This is a genomic window from Hymenobacter qilianensis, from assembly GCF_014489555.1.
Classification (GTDB): Bacteria; Bacteroidota; Bacteroidia; order Cytophagales; family Hymenobacteraceae; genus Hymenobacter; species Hymenobacter qilianensis.
The window spans coordinates 3,059,157-3,077,184 of sequence record NZ_CP060784.1 but is presented as its reverse complement, the minus strand read 5'-3'; the positions used below and the strand labels follow the sequence as shown (position 1 = coordinate 3,077,184).

Annotated in this window: 11 protein-coding genes and 3 pseudogenes; 10 read left to right on the top strand and 4 right to left on the bottom strand. The window is 56.5% G+C overall.

Going from position 1 to position 18,028, the window contains the following annotated elements; translation table 11 throughout:
* Positions 1-77: 77 nt before the first annotated feature.
* From H9L05_RS14145 to bglX, 10 genes and pseudogenes are all read left to right on the top strand, one after another.
* A complete protein-coding gene (locus tag H9L05_RS14145; RefSeq protein ID WP_187731506.1) occupies positions 78-1,571 on the top strand; it encodes a M28 family peptidase in 1,494 nt (497 codons plus the stop codon).
* A 615-nt stretch (positions 1,572-2,186) separates the two neighbouring features.
* Positions 2,187-3,020: a carboxypeptidase-like regulatory domain-containing protein gene (locus H9L05_RS14140; protein ID WP_187731505.1), complete on the top strand. Its 834-nt coding sequence runs from the start codon at positions 2,187-2,189 to the stop codon at positions 3,018-3,020.
* Positions 3,008-5,251 (top strand): annotated as a pseudogene (locus tag H9L05_RS14135) (SusC/RagA family TonB-linked outer membrane protein); the annotation flags it as partial. The gene H9L05_RS14140 and the pseudogene H9L05_RS14135, both read left to right, overlap by 13 nt.
* A gap of 9 nt (positions 5,252-5,260) precedes the next feature.
* Positions 5,261-5,500 carry a hypothetical protein gene (locus H9L05_RS23805; RefSeq protein ID WP_223284447.1) on the top strand — a complete coding sequence of 80 codons (240 nt, stop codon included), beginning with the start codon at positions 5,261-5,263 and terminating at the stop codon, positions 5,498-5,500.
* A complete protein-coding gene (locus H9L05_RS14130) occupies positions 5,497-6,819 on the top strand; it encodes a RagB/SusD family nutrient uptake outer membrane protein (protein ID WP_223284446.1) in 1,323 nt (440 codons plus the stop codon). The genes H9L05_RS23805 and H9L05_RS14130 overlap by 4 nt, the downstream gene beginning before the upstream one ends.
* A 101-nt stretch (positions 6,820-6,920) precedes the next feature.
* Positions 6,921-7,577 carry a DUF3131 domain-containing protein gene (locus tag H9L05_RS23800; RefSeq protein ID WP_223284445.1) on the top strand — a complete coding sequence of 219 codons (657 nt, stop codon included), beginning with the start codon at positions 6,921-6,923 and terminating at the stop codon, positions 7,575-7,577.
* Positions 7,574-8,281, top strand: coding sequence for a glucoamylase family protein (locus H9L05_RS23795; protein WP_223284444.1), 708 nt, complete (start codon positions 7,574-7,576; stop codon positions 8,279-8,281). The genes H9L05_RS23800 and H9L05_RS23795 overlap by 4 nt, the downstream gene beginning before the upstream one ends.
* Before the next feature lie 128 nt (positions 8,282-8,409).
* A complete protein-coding gene (locus tag H9L05_RS14120) occupies positions 8,410-9,615 on the top strand; it encodes a family 43 glycosylhydrolase (RefSeq protein ID WP_223284443.1) in 1,206 nt (401 codons plus the stop codon).
* Positions 9,519-10,166 (top strand): discoidin domain-containing protein, encoded by a 648-nt coding sequence (locus H9L05_RS23790; RefSeq protein ID WP_223284442.1) that lies wholly within the window; start codon positions 9,519-9,521, stop codon positions 10,164-10,166. Before H9L05_RS14120 ends, H9L05_RS23790 begins: the two co-directional genes overlap by 97 nt.
* 254 nt (positions 10,167-10,420) lie before the next feature.
* Positions 10,421-12,735, top strand: a pseudogene (gene bglX, locus H9L05_RS14115) (beta-glucosidase BglX).
* 288 nt (positions 12,736-13,023) lie between these two features.
* Here bglX and H9L05_RS14110 read toward each other — a convergent pair.
* The 4 genes and pseudogenes from H9L05_RS14110 to H9L05_RS14100 form a co-directional block, all read right to left on the bottom strand.
* Positions 13,024-15,177 (bottom strand): cyclic nucleotide-binding domain-containing protein, encoded by a 2,154-nt coding sequence (locus tag H9L05_RS14110; RefSeq protein WP_223284441.1) that lies wholly within the window; start codon positions 15,175-15,177, stop codon positions 13,024-13,026.
* Positions 15,147-15,749, bottom strand: coding sequence for a hypothetical protein (locus H9L05_RS23785; RefSeq protein ID WP_223284440.1), 603 nt, complete (start codon positions 15,747-15,749; stop codon positions 15,147-15,149). Before H9L05_RS23785 ends, H9L05_RS14110 begins: the two co-directional genes overlap by 31 nt.
* 257 nt (positions 15,750-16,006) lie before the next feature.
* Positions 16,007-17,197, bottom strand: coding sequence for an NRAMP family divalent metal transporter (locus H9L05_RS14105; protein ID WP_187731504.1), 1,191 nt, complete (start codon positions 17,195-17,197; stop codon positions 16,007-16,009).
* A pseudogene (locus tag H9L05_RS14100) lies at positions 17,194-17,936 on the bottom strand (LamB/YcsF family protein). Before H9L05_RS14100 ends, H9L05_RS14105 begins: the two are co-directional and overlap by 4 nt.
* Positions 17,937-18,028: the final 92 nt, after the last annotated feature.

Below are 18,028 nucleotides of genomic sequence, written 5' to 3'. Positions count from 1 at the left end.
CGAGCGAGATGCTTCGCTACCGCTCTGCATGACGTTCTTTCGTGAAAACCTGGTTAAAAAATCTTCCTCTCCCTTCTATGAAACACGCTATACTTTCTCGCTTCCTTCTTCCCGGCAGTCTGCTGGCTTTGCTACTCACCAGCAACGGCGCAAATGCCCAGCGCAGCCCGTTTGCCGGCGATAAGCGCTCTGCCATCAAGGAAGAAGACTTAAAGCGCGACTTGTTCGCCATTGGTGGCGACCATTTTCGGGGCCGTGAGGGCGGAACCTTGGACGAGCTGAAAGCCTCCGTCTGGATAGCTGAGCAGGCCCGCGCCATCGGCCTCCAGCCCGCCGGCGACGATGGCACCTACTTTCAATTCTTTCATATTCAGCGCACTCGCCTTACCAAGGACAGCCAGCTGCGCATCGGCACTCACCAGCTCACCCATGGCAAGGACGCCATGATTCTGGCCCCCGGCGTGGCCACCATAAATGCCCCCCTGCTATTTGTGGGCACTGGAACCGCCGCCGAAATGGCCAACATCGATGTGAAAGGCAAAGCAGTGGCTATTCTGTTTTCGGGAGCGCCATCGGCCGATCTGAGCTACCGCCGGTTTGTGGGGCAAACCATGCGCGACAAGTCAGCGGAGCTGGTGAAGGCGGGTGCCGTGGCCGTGGTGTTCGTGTCGGATGCGCGGGCTCAAAATCTGTACGAAAACTGGACTACCAGCTACGAGCGCGGCCGCTACAGCCTGCCCGGCGAAGCTACGACCAAAGTAGTGGGACAGGCCCCAACTATCTGGCTGCCAGCCGAAGCGCTTACCTGGGTGCGCCAGTCCGGCCAGCAGCTGACGGCTACCCTCAAGGTCGAAAGCTTCGCGTATCCATCGGTAAATATTGTGGCAACCGTGCCCGGCACCGATGCGCAGCTAAGGAAGGAAAACGTGCTCTTCAGCACCCACCAGGACCACGACGGTGTGCGCAAAATCGTGGCCGGCGACTCTATCTGGAACGGCGCCGACGACAACGCGACCGGCTGCGCCGCTTTACTGGCTACCATGCGTGCTTTCAAGCAAAAGCCAGCTAAGCGCACTGCGCTGTTTGTGTTTCACGGGGCTGAGGAGCGCGGCTTGCTGGGCTCGCGCTACTACGCTGCCAATCCTACGGTGCCCCGTGAGTCTATCGTAGCGGTGCTCAATGCCGAAATGCTGGGCCGCAACGCCCCAGATAGCGCGGCGCTGCTGGGCTCGCAGCTGCCCCATCGCAACTCCCTGAGTTTGGTAAACACTGCTTTGGCGGCCAACCAGGCCAGCGCTCAGTTTAAGCTGGACACGCTCTGGGACAAGCCCACACACCCGGAAGGCTGGTATTTCCGCTCCGACCACCTCTCCTACGCCCGCCTTAATATTCCGGCCATCTGCTACACCACGCTGCTGCACAAGGATTATCACACGCCCGAAGACGAGCCCGAGCGCATCAACATTGCGAAGCTGGCCGGTGTCACGCGCTGGATTTACTTAACTGGCTGGGCAGTAGCCAACCAAAAGGAGCGCCCTGCTTTAGACAAAGATTTTAAGCTGGAACGGTAGCCTCAGCCAAGCTAGGGGGCTTTTTTAGCCTTAAATCCTGATTATCAGTGCGCAAAGCTGGTAAGTCAGAAAGAACACAGGTTGGCGATGAACTCGCCAACCTTTTTTGTGCCCTGTCAGCTGCCATTTTATATTATCCGAACACAACCTTAGCCATTATAGAACAGTACAGCTTTTACGACTGCGTTTATTTGCCGATTTTGTCGTAAACAAACATAGCCGCTTGCTAGTACCGATCTGCTGGATAAGGAAAGACGACAGAGAGCCAGGCTATTCGAAAAGCCCCCTGTCCGGCCTGACGCGACCCTTTTAGCTGTTGAGTAATGGTCGCGTGTTTTCTCGATTCACTAGTAACCTCCGTGTGAAGGAGGCCCGCTCAAAATTGCTGCTGCATCATCATGCGCAGGCCAATAATTGATTTCGTCGTTTTTAGTACTACGTGTTACCTGGTTAAATCCGACTTTGGAAAAGACCCGCAAACGATTGCGCTTTCTTCCTGATCTGACTGCAGTTACACAACTGACAAGTAATGCACGGCTGACCCGCTTCCGGGCACCTCCCTGCATCTGAGGCATTCCCCTGATTCTTATCTCCCACCTAAAACCCTTCGTTTATATGGTCTCTCTTCTACATTTCCCTGGGCTTCCTAGGTGTGTTAAACAGCTTACGGCCCTGGCGGGGCTGGGGGCCGTTTTGTGCGCCGGCAGCGCCCCGGCCTACGCTACCGCTGAGTCTGCAGCTATTGCCGCTCTGGCCCAAACGCCGGCCGACATCACCGTAACCGGCCGCGTGATTGACGAAACGGGCGGGGGCCTGCCCGGTGTAAACGTAGTGGTAAAAGGTACCAGCAACGGCACCAGCACCGACCCCGAAGGCCGCTACACCATCACCGCCCCCGACAACGGCACGCTGGTTTTCTCCTTTGTGGGCTACAACCCGCAGGAGGTAGCCATCGGGGGCCGCACCACCATCGACATTAATCTGGCCCCCAATACGCAGGCTCTCGGTGAGGTAGTCGTAACGGGCTATGGTACGCAAAGCAAGCGCGACCTCACTGGCGCTGTAGCCCGCGTGGAAGGCACCGAGATTGTAAACCAGCCCGTACAGACTGCTACGCAGGCTTTGCAGGGCAAAATTGCCGGGGTGCAGATCACGAATAATGGCGCGCCCAACTCCCAGCCCGTCGTACGGATTCGGGGCACGGGTACGCTGCTGGCTGGGGCCAACCCACTGTATGTAGTAGACGGAGTACAGACCACCGATATCCGTAACCTCAGCAACGCCGACATTGCGACCATCGACGTACTGAAAGATGCCTCGGCAGCGGCTATTTATGGCGTGCGGGGGGCAAATGGCGTCATTATTATCACCACCAAGCAGGGCAAAGAGGGCAAGCCCGTACTGAGCTACAGCGCAACGGGGGCTTTAAGCAGGCGGCTCGTTTGGTAGACATGGCCAGCGCCGACCAGTATGTAAATTATCTGGGCGATGTTTCGCCGACCACCAACATTCCTGACTTTTCGGGCACTACGAACTGGTACGATGAGATTTTGCGCCGCAGCACCTTCCAGAACCACAATCTGGCTGTATCGGGGGCGAGCGAGAACGTGCGCTATTACTTCTCAGGCAACTTGCTTCAGGATGATGGTATCGTCATCAACAACCGGTTTAAGCGTCTGACCGTGCGTTCCAACACCGCATTCGACCTTTCGGATAAGGTAACCATCAGCTCCCAGGCATCCTTCAGCCACGCCAACACCCGCGATGTGAACATAGGAGCGGCCTATGGCAACGCTTACCGAGCGTCGCCTATTATTGCGGCTAAAATGGGCGACCGATATGGTAATACCTCCGCTTTCGGCAACGTGGGTAACCCGCTGCTGGACATTGAAAAAAACAACAACAAGTCGTTGGAAAACCGCTTGCAGAGCACCTTTGCAGTTGATGTAAAGCCTGTTACCGCGCTTACGCTCCGCTCGGCCATCAACCTCGACTTGAATTACAACAACCGCCGCGTGTATGACTACCAGTACCGCAACGACGAAGTCACGTTCCTGACTTCCGGCGGCAACCAGCGCGTAGATCGCAGCAACCTGAACGTAACGCAGAACAATAATTTCCGCTACCTGTGGGAAAACACAGCTACGTTTCAGCAGCGCTTTCTCGACAAGCATGACCTGACGGTATTGGTAGGCACCGTGGTAGAGCAAGGTTTTGATAATCAGTTTTCGGCAGCGCGCCGCGATGTACCCGTCGACCCCAATCAGTGGTACCTGAACGCTGGCGACCCAAACTCATCGGTGAATGCATCTGAGGCGTCGAAGGACAGTCGGCTATCGTACCTGGGGCGCATCAATTACGCTTTCCTGGACCGCTACCTCTTCACGACCAACCTGCGCCATGATGCTACTTCTCGGTTTAACCGCGACCGGCGCAACGGCTTCTTTCCTTCGGTGGGCTTAGGCTGGGTGATTTCAGATGAAGCCTTTTTGAAAGGCAACACCATACTGAACTTCCTGAAGCTGCGCGCCAGCTACGGGCAGCTTGGTAATGACCAGATCCCGGCCAACTCCTATATCGTGACGGCCAACGCCAACATTCCGTACGTGTTCAACGGCCAGCCGGTGCTGGGCGCCACCATCACGGACATCAAGGACCAGGACGTGCGCTGGGAAACCACCACGGAGTACGACTTCGCGGTAGAGTTTGGCTTGCTCGACAACCGCCTGACCGGCGAAGTAACCTACTACGACAAGACCACCTCCGACGCTCTGATTCCGATCAATATTCCCGGTATCCTGGGTGACCCAAACAACCAGTTCATCACTAACGCCGCCGACATCACCAACCAAGGTGTAGAGGCGGCCCTGAACTGGCGCACGAACATAGGCGAAAGCCCCGACTGGAGTTACAATATCGGGGTGAATGCCACCTTCAATAAAAACCGCATTGCCGAGCTAAACGGTGGGCAGGCCTTGTTTGCCGGTGGCGTTAACGGCACTGTAACCCGCTCCGACAACGGCGTGGCTGCGGGCAGCTTCTACTTGCTCGATGCTATCGGCGTGTACCAATCGGCCGATGAAATCGTCAGCGGACCCCGCTCCACATTTGACCCCAAGGTAGGCGACCTGAAGTATGCCGACAAAAACGGGGACGGCGTAGTTGACTTACTAGACCGCTCTTACTTTGGCTCGTATCAGCCACCTATTTACTACGGTATTAATGGGGGGCTAAATTTCCGCAATGTGGACTTCTCCTTTGTGTTTTCGGGCAACCTGAACAATAAGGTGTATAACGCCAAAAAGCAGGCCCGCAACGCCAGCACCGATAACGTTGAAGCCAGCTTTGCTGATGACCGGTGGACGGCTACCAACCCTACCAACTCCGACCCTCGGGCCCTGATAAGCAGCATGCCCAACTCAACTTATTTTCTGGAGTCGGGGTCGTTCATGCGCCTCACCAACGTGGTAGTGGGTTATACGGTGCCGGTGGCTGCGCTGGAGCGTTTTCGCATGACTTCATTCCGCGTATTTGCAGCCGCCCAGAACGTGTTTACGGTGACCAACTACAGTGGCTTCACGCCAGAGCTGGCCGGTGGTCCCCTCGACTCAGGCATCGAACTTAATAGCTACCCTATTAGCCGCACAATCACGCTGGGGCTGAACGTCAACTTCAAATAAGCTACGCCGATGTATTTCTCTATTCCTTCTTCCTTCCCGCGCCGCGCCGGCACGGCTGCCCTGGCCCTGACTCTCGTGCTTGTCAGCGGCTGCAAAGATTTTCTTGATGTGGCTCCGCAAGGCCAGCTTAGTGAAGATGCCATTCGGAACGACCCTGCCGCCGCCCAAAAGCTAGTGGATGGAGTGTATAACGTGATGTATCTGGGGGCTTTGGCGCCGATGTACATGGCTTGCAATACGTTATCATGACGGATATTGCCTCCGACGACGCCGATAAAGGCAGCACTCCAACCGATTATGGTGATGCCCTTACCATCGACAACTTCACTCTAACCTCGAGCAATGGCACCCCCAATAACGTCTGGAATGGCTATTTCCAAGGCATAGCACGGGCTAATCAAGCTCTTGATAAAATTCCATTAAGTCCTGCGCCAGAGGCAGATAAGAACCGCCAGATCAGTGAGGTTCGCTTTCTGCGGGCTTATTTCTACTTCAATTTAGTACGTCTATTCGGTGGCGTGCCCTTACTTGATCGGGTACCTCAGACCTCTGAGATTAACAGCCCGGAGTTTCAGCAGCGCGCTACTGCTGACCAGATCTACGAATTCATCATCAGCGACTTACAGTTTTCTGCCGATAATCTGCCGCTGAAAGGTGCCACCCAGACGGGGCGCGTCACCAAGGCGGCCGCGCAAGGTATGCTGGCTAAGGTGTACCTATATCGCAAAAATTATCAGCAGGCCTATGAGCTGACCAATGAGATTATACAGGGCCGCTCGGGGACGTATGCCCTGCAGGATAACTACGCGGATATTTGGCGTACAGCAGGCGCCAATGGACCCGAATCCATCTTTGAGGTGCAGACTGGCGTTAATGCTGCCTGCAATAACTCGGCAGTAGAGCTGTACACCGTTTCACAAGGGCCACGCTCAGGTGGCCGTGGCGGTTGGGCTGACCTTGGATTTGGTTTTAATAACCCTACCACATCCTTAGTAAATGCATACGAGCCCAACGACGTACGCCGGGCGGCTAGTATTATATTCATTCAGCCAACAGCCCCCGCCGGCCAGCGCTCTACCGGCACCGTACTCTGGGATGGCTTCCGGATTCCGAGCAAAGATTCGGTAGAAAACTTCCGCTATAGCTATAAGGCCTACCACAGCCGCACCCGGGAAGCCAACTGCGGCAACAACGACTACCTGCCTAAGAATATCCGGGTGTTGCGCTACGGCGAGATTCTGCTTATAAATGCTGAGGCAGCCCGGCAAATTGGCAACACCGCTGCCGCCGCTACCAGCCTCAATCTGGTGCGTCGTCGGGCAGGCCTAGCCGCTATTCCGGCTCCTACCCTCGAGCAAATATGGCAGGAGCGCCGCGTGGAGCTGGCTCTCGAACACGACCGTTTTTTCGATCTGGTTCGTCAGGAAAGTGTACAGCCCGGTCGTATTGTTCCCATTTTCGCCGCCCAGGGCAAGACCTTCGTGAAGGGCAAGCATGAGCTTTTCCCCATTCCGCAGGCCCAAATTGACTTAAGCGGCGGCCAGCTCACGCAGAACCCTGGCTACTAACCAATCATTGGTAAACAAAAATAGACCAGAGCTAGAGTTAGTTTCCCTCCTCAACTGAGCAGGGAAACTAACTCTAGCTAAACTGTCGCATAGGCTGACTTATGAAAGTAAAACTCCTCTTTTTCCTGTGTCTGTTGTTGCCGGGCTTCCTGACTGCCCAACAAAAGCCAGCGGCAAAAAAAGCCCCCCAGACCACCAAATTCGACCCGCGCCAGCGTCCGCGCAACCTCACGGATGAGCAGTTGCTGGACTTGGTTCAGCGCCAAACGTTTCGGTACTTCTGGGACTTTGGGCATCCGGTATCAGGCATGGCCCGCGAGCGGAGCAACGTGGCCTACGAGTATGGCGGCGAGGTAGTAACGACTGGCGGCACAGGCTTCGGCATTATGGCCATCATCGTGGCGGCCGAGCGGAAGTGGATAACGCGGGAAGAAGCGGCGGCGCGCATTCTCAAAATTGTGAAGTTTCTGGAGAAGTCTGATTCGTTTCACGGCGTGTATTCGCACTGGCTGAATGGGGAAACCGGCAAGGTTATCCGCTTCAGCCAAAAGGACGACGGCGGCGACTTAGTAGAAACTTCCTTCCTGTTTCAGGGTCTGATTTGCGCCCGCCAATACTTCACCCAAGAAAACAAAACCGAACAGGAGCTGCGCAACCGCATTCTGTGGATGTGGGAAGGCGTGGAGTGGAACTGGCACACTCAGGGGGGCAAAATGTACTCTACTGGCATTGGAGCCCCAACAACGGCTGGAGCATGAACCACCAGATTCATGGCTGGAATGAGTGCCTAATTACCTATGTCATGGCGGCCTCCTCACCAAAGTATGCCATCGACAAGAAGGTGTATGACCAAGGCTGGGCCACCGGCGACTACTTCAAGAATGGCAAGGAGTTCTACAAAACCAAGCTCCCGCTGGGCTTTGACTACGGCGGGCCGCTGTTTTTCTCGCACTACTCTTTCATGGGTATTGACCCGCGCGGCCTCAAAGATCAGTACGCCGACTACATGCAGCAAAATCAGGCGCACACTCAAATCAACTATGCTTACTGCGTCGATAACCCGAAGAAATACAAAGGCTACGGCCCAAATAGCTGGGGCCTCACCGCCTCGGATAGCCACAAAGGCTACGCGGCTCACTCGCCCACCGAGGATTTGGGCGTAATTTCGCCCACTGCCGCCTTGTCAGCCATGCCTTACGCACCGAAGGAGTCAATGGCGGCACTGAAGCACTTCTACAACGACCTGGGGGACAAAATATGGAGCGAATACGGCTTTGTGGATGGCTTCAGTGAGCACCATGATTGGTACGCCAAGTCCCACCTCGCCATTGATCAAGGCCCCATCATCGTCATGATTGAAAACCACCGCACCGGCCTGCTCTGGAAGCTATTTATGAGCAGCCCCGACGTGCAGCGCGGCCTCACCAAGCTAGGCTTCGAAAGCCCACAGATTAAGAAGTAACAACACTAAAAGACCGTCATGCAGAGCGGAGCGAAGCATCTCGGGTGTTTAGTGAGATTATTAATCTCTCGTCAGCACGCGAGATGCTTCGCTTGCGCTCTGCATGACACACGTTTTATAGTTTAATTATGCTCAGAACTCTGCTCTTTTGCTTTGCTGTGTTGCTGAGTTTAGTTACTCAGGCTCAGCCCACTGCCAGTCCGGGGCAGCGGACATATTGCAATCCGCTGAACTTGGACTATGGCTACACGCCCATCCCTAATTTTTCAGTTTCGGGCAGACACCGCGCTACGGCTGACCCGGTTATCACTTTGTTTAAAGGCGATTATTACCTTTTCTCCACCAACCAATGGGGCTATTGGCACAGCAAAGACTTGTACGGCTGGAAGTTCGTGTCGCGTTCCTTTCTCAAGCCTCATCATAAGGTATATGACGACTTGTGCGCGCCGGCTGTGTGGGTAATGGGCGATACGTTGTTTGTATTTGGCTCGACGCACGAGAAGAACTTCCCCATCTGGATGAGCACTAATCCTAAGGCCAACGAGTGGAAGGAAGCCGTGGAGCCCTTCCAGATTGGCGCCTGGGACCCTGCTTTTTTTCTGGACGATGATGGCAAGCTCTACCTGTACTGGGGTAGCAGCAACGAATTTCCGCTTTATGGGCAGCAAATAAATCGCAAAACCTTTCAGCCGATTGGGCAGCCAAAAGAGATGTTTGGGCTGAATGACGAGCGGTTTGGCTGGCAACGTTTCGGCGAATACCTCGACAACACCTTCCTCGACCCGTTTATGGAAGGTGCCTGGATGAACAAGCACAACGGCAAATACTACCTCCAGTACGGCGCGCCCGGCACCGAATTTAGCGGCTACGCCGACGGCGTGCAGGTAAGCGACAAGCCCCTGGGCCCCTTCACGCCGCAGCCGCACAATCCGTTTGCCTACAAGCCCGGCGGCTTTGCCCGCGGTGCCGGCCACGGCAACACCTTTCAGGACACCTACGGCAACTGGTGGCACCTCTCCACGATGGTTGTATCGGTGAAAAACAACTTCGAGCGGCGCCTGGGGCTATGGCCCGCGGGCTTCGATAAAGACGGCGTGCTGTACAGCAACACCATGTTTGGCGACTACCCACACTACCTGCCCACCGGCCCCGCCGACCACCTCAAAAGTCGCTTCGCGGGCTGGATGCTGCTCAATTATCAGAAGCCGGTGCAGGTGTCCAGCACGCTGGGGGCTTTTTGCCCAACTTCGCCGTTGATGAAAGCATCAAAACCTATTGGAGCGCCGCCACCGGTAATAAGGGCGAGTATCTCCAGACGGATCTGGGCAATCTAAGCACCGTGCACGCCATCCAGATAAACTACGCCGATCAGGACGCGGAATTCCTGGGCAAGCAGCAGGGCACCTATCATCAGTACAAGCTCTGGCACTCCTTGGATGGCAAAAAATGGAAGATGCTGGTGGATAAAAGCCAGAACAAAACCGATGTCCCGCACGACTACATCGAGCTGACCGAGCCGCTGAAAACGCGTTACCTCAAGCTCGAAAATATCCATATGCCCACCGGCAAATTTGCCATCAGCGGCCTGCGGGTATTTGGCAAAGGCAACGGCTCAGTGCCCGAGGCAGTACAGAACTTCATTGTGCTACGGACTGAAAAAGACAAGCGCAGCGCCTGGCTGAAATGGAAGGCCGTCGACAATGCCTATGCCTACAATATTCATGTGGGCATCAGCCCTGATAAGCTCTACAATTGCATCATGGTGCACGGCTCCCCTGAGTTTTACTTCAAAGGCATGGACAAAGACCTCCCCTATTATTTCACCATTGAAGCCATCAACGAAAACGGCATTTCCACCCGAATACCCGTCGTAACAGCGAAGTAGAGACACATATTTGTGTCTCCTCGTTGAACAACACTGTCACCCATCAGCAATAGAACGTCATGCAGAGGCGGAGCCGAAGCATCTCGCGTGTTTAGCGGGATTACTAATCTTGAGTCAGCACGCGAGATGCTTCGCTGCCGCTCTGCATGACAAACGTTTTTGAACAACCGGCTGCCTAAGCTCAGCACTCGTATTACTGCTGGGGGCTTTTTCACCTCCCTTTCGCGCTCCAATCCCAACCTATCCTTTCCCACATGAAAAGAACGTTCCGCACTACCTTGCTTCTGTCTCTGGGGCTTTTGCTGAGCCCGACGCTGCAAGCTCAGCAAGCTCCTGCTCCGCCTTCCAGTGTCAATACGCAGAAGATGAATCAGTTTGTGGAAGCACTGATGAAGAAGATGACCCTGGACGAAAAAATCGGTCAGCTTAATCTCGTGTCGGTGGGCTTCGACGTGACTGGGCCCGTGGTCAGCAAAGACGTGGATGCCAACATCCGGAAAGGCAATGTGGGTGCCGTGCTCAATACGTACACGCCCGTGGCGGCACGCAAGCTGCAAGAGTTGGCCGTGAAGGAATCGCGCCTCAAGATTCCGCTGATTCTGGGTTACGACGTTATTCACGGTCACCGCACTATCTTCCCGATTCCGCTAGGCATGGCCGCCAGTTGGGACCTTACGGCCATGGAACGCAGCGCCCGCATTGCGTCCGAGGAAGCGGCTGCTGATGGCATCAACTGGGTGTACTCGCCCATGGTGGATATTGCCCGCGACCCGCGCTGGGGCCGCATTGCCGAAGGTGCCGGCGAAGACCCATACCTGGGCTCCCAGATTGCGCGCGCCATGGTGCGCGGCTACCAGGGCCCCGACAATGACATGAGCAAGCCCACCAACGTGATGGCTTGCCTCAAGCACTTCGCCCTCTACGGCGCCGCCGAAGCTGGCCGCGACTACAATACCACCGACATGAGCCTGGTGCGCATGTACAACGAATATTTGCCCCCTACAAGGCCGCCATCGAAGCCGGCGTGGGCTCCGTGATGACCTCGTTCAACGACATAAATGGTGTGCCTGCTACTGGCAACAAATGGCTTATGACCGACTTGCTGCGCACGCAGTGGGGCTTTAATGGCTTCGTGGCCACCGACTACACCGCCATAAATGAGATGACAGCGCACGGCATGGGCAACGACGCGCAAGTGTCGGCGCTGGCGCTGAATGCGGGCACTGATCAGGATATGGTAGGCGAGATTTTCCTGAAAAATCTGGCGCAGAACCTGAAAGACGGCACCGTGAAGCAGGAGCAGATTGATCTGGCCTGCCGCCGCGTGTTGGAGGCCAAATACAAGCTCGGCCTATTTCAAGACCCCTACCGCGGCGTGACGGAGAAGCGCGCCAAGGCTACCATGATGAAGAAGGAGTTCATCGCCGATGCCCGCAACATCAGCCGCAAGAGTCTGGTGCTGCTCAAAAACGACAAGAACACGCTGCCCCTCAAAAAGACCGGCACGATTGCGCTGATAGGCCCCTTAGCCAACCGGCAGCGCGACATGATTGGCAGCTGGAGCGGCGCCGGCGATTGGAAGCAGGCCGTTTCCTTGGAGCAAGGCATCAAAAACGTGGCCGGTGGCGTGAAAGTAGTGTATGCGCAAGGCGCCAACATCACCGATGATCAGCAGATGATTGAGCGCCTGAATGCTCACGGCGGCGACCTGAACATCGACAAACGCACCCCCGAGGCGATGATTCAGGAAGCAGTGCAAGCTGCCCAGAGTGCCGACGTCATTGTGGCCGCCGTAGGTGAGAGCCAGGGCATGACGGGCGAAGCGGCCAGCCGCGCCGATATCAGTATTCCGGCTCCGCAGATGGAATTGCTGAAAGCGCTTAAGAAAACGGGTAAGCCGCTGGTATTGGTGCTCATGAACGGCCGGCCTATGGCGCTGAGCTGGGAAAACCAAAACGCGGATGCCATCCTAGAAACGTGGTTTTCGGGTACGCAGGGCGGAAATGCTATTGCCGACGTGCTGTTTGGCGACTACAACCCATCGGGCAAAATCACGGCTACTTTTCCGCAGGTTGTAGGCCAGGTGCCCATCTTCTACAACCATAAAAACACCGGCCGCCCCTTCAATGGCACCGATAAGCTCGACAAGTATAAGTCGCGCTACCTGGACGTGAGCAATGAGCCGCTTTACCCCTTCGGCTACGGCCTGAGCTACACCACCTTCAGCTATAGCAAGCCGGAGCTAAGCAAAACGTCGATTAAGCAAAATGAGCCCCTCGAAGTACGCGTGACTGTGCGCAACACCGGCAACTACGACGGCGAGGAAACCGCCCAGCTCTACATCCGCGACATGGTAGGCTCTATTACCCGGCCCGTAAAGGAGCTGAAAGGCTTCCAGAAGGTAGCGTTGAAAAAAGGCGAAAGCAAAACCCTCACCTTCCGCCTCTCCCCCGACGATCTGAAGTTCTACAACACCGACCTGAAGTTTGTGTCGGAGCCCGGCGACTTTCAAGTGTTTGTGGGGGGCAATTCTCGCGACGTACAGGAAGCTGCGTTTAAGTTGGAATAGCAACCTGAGATTGGCCTCACCCCCCGGCCCCCTCTCCAAAGGGTGAGGGGGAACCTGACGTGAGTTGTTCTACGCCGCACTTTCGGCTCGCGCCTCCAGTACGGCTACCGCTTTCGTCAGGAAGTAAAGAGTTGAAAAAAAGCCCCCCAGATACACATCTGGGGGGCTTTTTTAAGCTAAAGCGAGTCGCACGGTAGCGGTTGCGGAGGCGCAAGCCGACGTGGCCGCGTAGGCCGGGCGCTTGGCTCCCCCTCTTTTTGGGAGAGGGGGCCGGGGGTGAGACTAGCCTCACGCCGGATTGCTGAGTGGGGCTTGCGTTTGCATCTTCTCGTTCTGACGGCGCAGGCGTTGGCAGAGCACTTTCATAATGTTGCGCAATACTTCGCTGCGCTCCTCCATCACATCGTAGAAGTCTTCCTGATCGAGGCGGAAGGCGACGACCTCGCCTTGGGCAACGGCGGAGGCGGAGCGGGGCTCAGCATCGAGCAGGGCCAGCTCGCCAAAGAAGTCGCCTTTGCGGAAGGTAGTGAGGTGCTGGGTGCCGTTGAAAATCCCAACTTCACCCCCGTACACGATGAAGAGCGACGTGCCCAGGTCGCCTTTGGCAAAAATCTGCTGCCCGTCGCGGAAGCTCACTTCCCGCATAATGGGCACAATGCTGCTCAGCACGTTTTCGGGCGTCTCGGCAAACAAGGCCGTTTGCTGAAGGACATGCACCCGGTCGCGGGCCGAAATGGTGGCGGTGGTAGCGTGGGTGTGGCTCATAAGCAAGGCAGGTAAGGCAGGCTCGGCATCCGTAAGCTGTTCATAGAGTTCGGGTTGGCGCTCCGACAGCTTTTTCAGCACAAAGAAGGCACTTTCTCGAATAAGGTAGTTGGAACTATGTATATACGGTAATAACTGCTTGATTGTGTGGGGTTCGGCATGCCAGTGACGCAAAGCTACACTGATGGTCCAGTCGGAAAAAGCAGCTTCCCCCTGCTCAATAATAAACGGCACCACGCGCGCGGGCTGGCTCAGCGGCCCCAGCAGCCGATCAAATACACGCACTTTTTCCGCCACCGGCGCTACGTCGAGCAAGGCTTGCAGGCCCTGATATAAGGAGCGCGGAATGATGTTGTCCAGAATTTCGAGGGCGTTGGCTTGGCGCTCGCGGGCCGCGTGGTCTACGCCGCGCTGGGCATCGGCAATGATATGCGGGGGGTAGAGCTGGAAAAGTAGACCAAAAATCCGTTGCTGCCCCTTCGCCAGCTCGTAGGAAAGGCAGCGGCGCAGCTCGTCGTGGCTGAAGGCCGCAATGCCCTGCAACAGCTGCTGCGCCAGTCGCATTTCCTCCTGCACCAAGCCCTGAAAGATGGGCGCGTCGGTTTCTACTTGCTCCAAGTGGCGCAGGGCCCGTAGCGCGGTTTCGCGCTGGTGGAGGTTGGGGCGGCGGGCCAGCGCCACGAGCGCTTCACGGCTGGAGGGCACCGACTGACGGGCGCACAGCTGCGCCACGCGCCGCACCAGAGCATCGCTGGCGGCCGGTGATTCCAGGGTTTGAATCAGTTCGGGCAAGACCGTGGAACTCAGCTGTAGCAGCTGAGCCGTGGCAGCCCGGCGTTGGGTTCTGTCTTCCAGCGCTTCAATCAGGGCTTGCACTTCTGCTGGACTCGCTGGCAATTGATCTTCGGCGAGAAATTCACTTGTTACAACTACCGTTTCCGCTGAGCCGCCAAAGCGGCGCCCGAGGGCGTGTTGCAGCTCGGCCATATAGTGGTCGTAGGTGCGGTGCAGGAAGAACAGCGCCCCCGCGGCAAACAGGCTCATCCAGACAAACGGCGCCCACTCATTCAGGCCGGGCAAATCGTGCAGGGCAAACAATAAAAAGCCCCCCAGCGCCATTCCCAGCGGCTCATAAAATCCTTTGGCCCGTGTGTGGGCCCGCAGTCGCTCGGGCGGCGAAAGCGGCTGAAACAGCACCAGAAACACAGGGTCGAATACGGCGCGGCGCAGCACTTCCAAGCCCAGATACAAGCCGTAGAAATAAAGCAGCAGCACCGAATCGTCGGACCCAACGAGCCATAAGCCGCCAAATAGCAGCAGCCCAGCCAACAAAGCCGCAGGCAGCGCCACCAGCATCCGACGAATGCCAACCTGCTCCAGGGCTTTCTGAGTGAGCAGCATTTTGAAGATCATCGCCAGCAAATACGTGACTACCAGCACACTACTCACATAGCGCATCACGGTGGCCTGGTCGTGGAACTTGTGCTTGACGTTGACGAAGAATGAATACTCCACGCCCGCCGTTACCGCCGCAATAGCCGTAATACTCAGGCACGTAGACAGCACCAGCTGGCTGTCGCCGAACCAGCGCTGCAACCCTGGCGCCAAGCTGGCCAGGCGCTGCGGACGGGATGTAGGCCGCGCCTCTACCGCATGCGAGCGTAGCGTGGCGCGCAAGGTGTACAAAGCTCCCAAATAGGCCCCAGCGCCAGCAACAGCAGAAACAGCAGATCAGTGTGGGCGTGGACGAGCAGCGCCAAAATGGCCCCCAGCGCCTTCGCCGGCATATCACCCGACCCAATAAGGCCGAACAAGCGCTTGCTCTGTCGCACATCGAACACCACCGCCGATACGCCCCAAAACTCCAAATTGGTAAGCAGGTAGATAACCCGGTAGCCAGCCATAATAGCCACGGCCGCCGCCACCGAATGCCCCACGGCCACCAGCACGCTTATCACGCCCGTAAACGCCACCACGACCAGCAATACCCGCACGGCGAGGCGCTGCAAGGGCAAGTGATGCTCGAAATAAGTATAGGCCTTGCCCGCCGCCATCATGGCCAGCGCGGCGATGCCGTAGGCCAGCGGCAGGTTGCGCTCGGGGTTGTTTTCGAGCAGGATAACGTTGGCCGACACGTACACCAGGATGGTACCGATGCCCAGCAGAAAGTTATGCAGAAAGAATAGCCACACCGTTTTGACCTCGGTCGTGCGCACACCGATCAAACCGTACCACGTTGCAGGAAGCATGAATGAGCTTTAAAGAACAAGTAGCAAGGTAATGCCTTCTCCAAGGAATAGCTACCAATGAGGGATCATAGGCAATGCTTAACCTAGCATCTATGTCACTGGCCCGTCATGCAGAGCGAAAGCGAAGCATCTGGCGTGCTGATGCTGGATTACTAATCTGAATGCGTGAGCGAGATGCTTCGCTTTCGCTCTGCATGACCTCCTAACAGTTGTTGATTCTACTAATCGAAACGCTTTGGTTTTCAGCAGTATGAAGTTCAGCTAAAAAGCCCCCCAATCTGCTGGGTGAAAACCTGGGCGCTCATCCACGTCATCACCAGCACTACCAGCACGCCTACCACGGCCAGCCACAGCGGGTGCCGATACTCGCCAACCACTTTTTTGCGGTAGGCCGCTACCAGCATGGTGGCCAGCGTGATGGGCAGGATAAAGCCGTTCAGAGCCCCGGCCAGGATAAGCAGGCTGACGGGCTTTCCGATGGTGATGAAGATGAGGGCAGAAACGATGATGAAGCCGATAATGAGTCGGTTTTCGTGCCGATTGATGCTGGGATGAAATGATTTCATGAAGGAAACCGACGTGTAGGCCGACCCGATTACGGAGGTAACGGCCGCGGCAAACATCACCACGCCGAATAGCTTGTAGCCAAAGTTGCCGGCAGCCAGCTGAAAAACCGAAGCTGGCGGATTATCGGCGGCAATGGTTAGGCCCTGGCTTACGACGCCCAGGGCCGCCAGAAACAGCAGTACCCGGATAACGGAAGCGACTGTGATGCCCGCTACGGCGCTGGTCATTACCTGGGGCAGAGCGGCGGGGCCCTTCACGCCGGCATCGAGCAGCCGGTGGCCGCCGGCAAAGGTGATATAGCCGCCCACCGTGCCGCCCACCAGCGTAACGATAGCCATGACATCCAGCTTGGTTGGCGCGAAAGTTCTGACCAAGGCCTCACCCACCGGCGGCTCCGACGTGAAAACCACGTACACGATGATCAGAATCATGAGCAGGCCCATGAGCTGGGCAAAACGGTCCATGGCTTTGCCGGCCTCTTTAACCAGAAAAATGGCAATGGTGAGGGCGGCGGCCAAAGCGGCCCCGACCTCCACGGGAATCCCGAATAGCACTTGCAGACCGAGCCCGGCGCCGCCCACGTTGCCGATATTGAAGGCTAGGCCGCCGAGCACAATCAGGAAGGAAATAAAGCCCCCCAGGCCCGGCAGCACCGTATTAGCAATATCCTGAGCCCGCATTTCAGACACCGCTATTACCCGCCAGATGGTGAGCTGCACGCCCAGATCAATCAGGATAGAAGTCAGGATGACAAAGCCAAAACTGGCTCCCAGCGCTTGAGTAAAAACGGTCGTTTGGGTGAGGAAGCCCGGCCCCACCGCCGACGTAGCCATTAGAAAACCAGCCCCCAATAGCACACTCCAGTTTCGGGCCTGCTTCATTGGGCGGCTTTGGTAAACGCCTGCAAGCTCACCCCTTCGTTTTGCAGGGTTTGGTTAATATGGCGGGCAAATTCGAGGGCGTGAGCACCGTCGCCGTGAATGCAGATGGTATCGGCCCGAATGGCTACGTCGGTGCCTTGCTGAGCGCAAACCTGGCCTTCTTTTACCATGCGTACTACTTGCCGGGCAGCCTCTTCGGACGTGGTGAGCAGGGCATTGGGCAGGCGGCGGGAGGTAAGGGTGCCATCAAGTTGGTAGGTGCGGTCGGCGAATACCTCGTGGGCTACTTGCAGACCTAGCTTGGTGCCGGATTTGGTTAGCTCGCTGCCCGCCAGACCGTAGAGCACCAGCTCCGGATTCACGCGGTACACGGCTTCGGCAATAGCTTCAGCCAGCGGCGCACTTACAGCTGCCATATTGTACAAGGCGCCATGGGGTTTTACGTGGTGCAGCGTGCCTCCCTCGGCGGCCAAAAAGCCCCCAGCGCTCCAATTTGATATACTACCATGTCGAAGGCTTCCTCTGAGGAAACAGCTATTTCACGGCGGCCAAAACCCATTATATCAGGTAGGCCAGGGTGAGCACCAATGACAACCTGGTGCTGGAGGGCGAGGCGCACCGTTTTGCGCATCACTGCTGGGTCGCCGGCATGGAAGCCGCAGGCAATATTGGCGGAGGTGATATAAGGAAGAATGGCTGCATCGTTGCCCAGCTGATAGGCCCCGAAGCTTTCCCCCATGTCACAATTTAAGTCAACGGTAAACGGTTGGGTCATATAGTGTTTCCTTGATTATGGCTCAAAAACGGTTGTCATGCAGAGCGCAGCGAAGC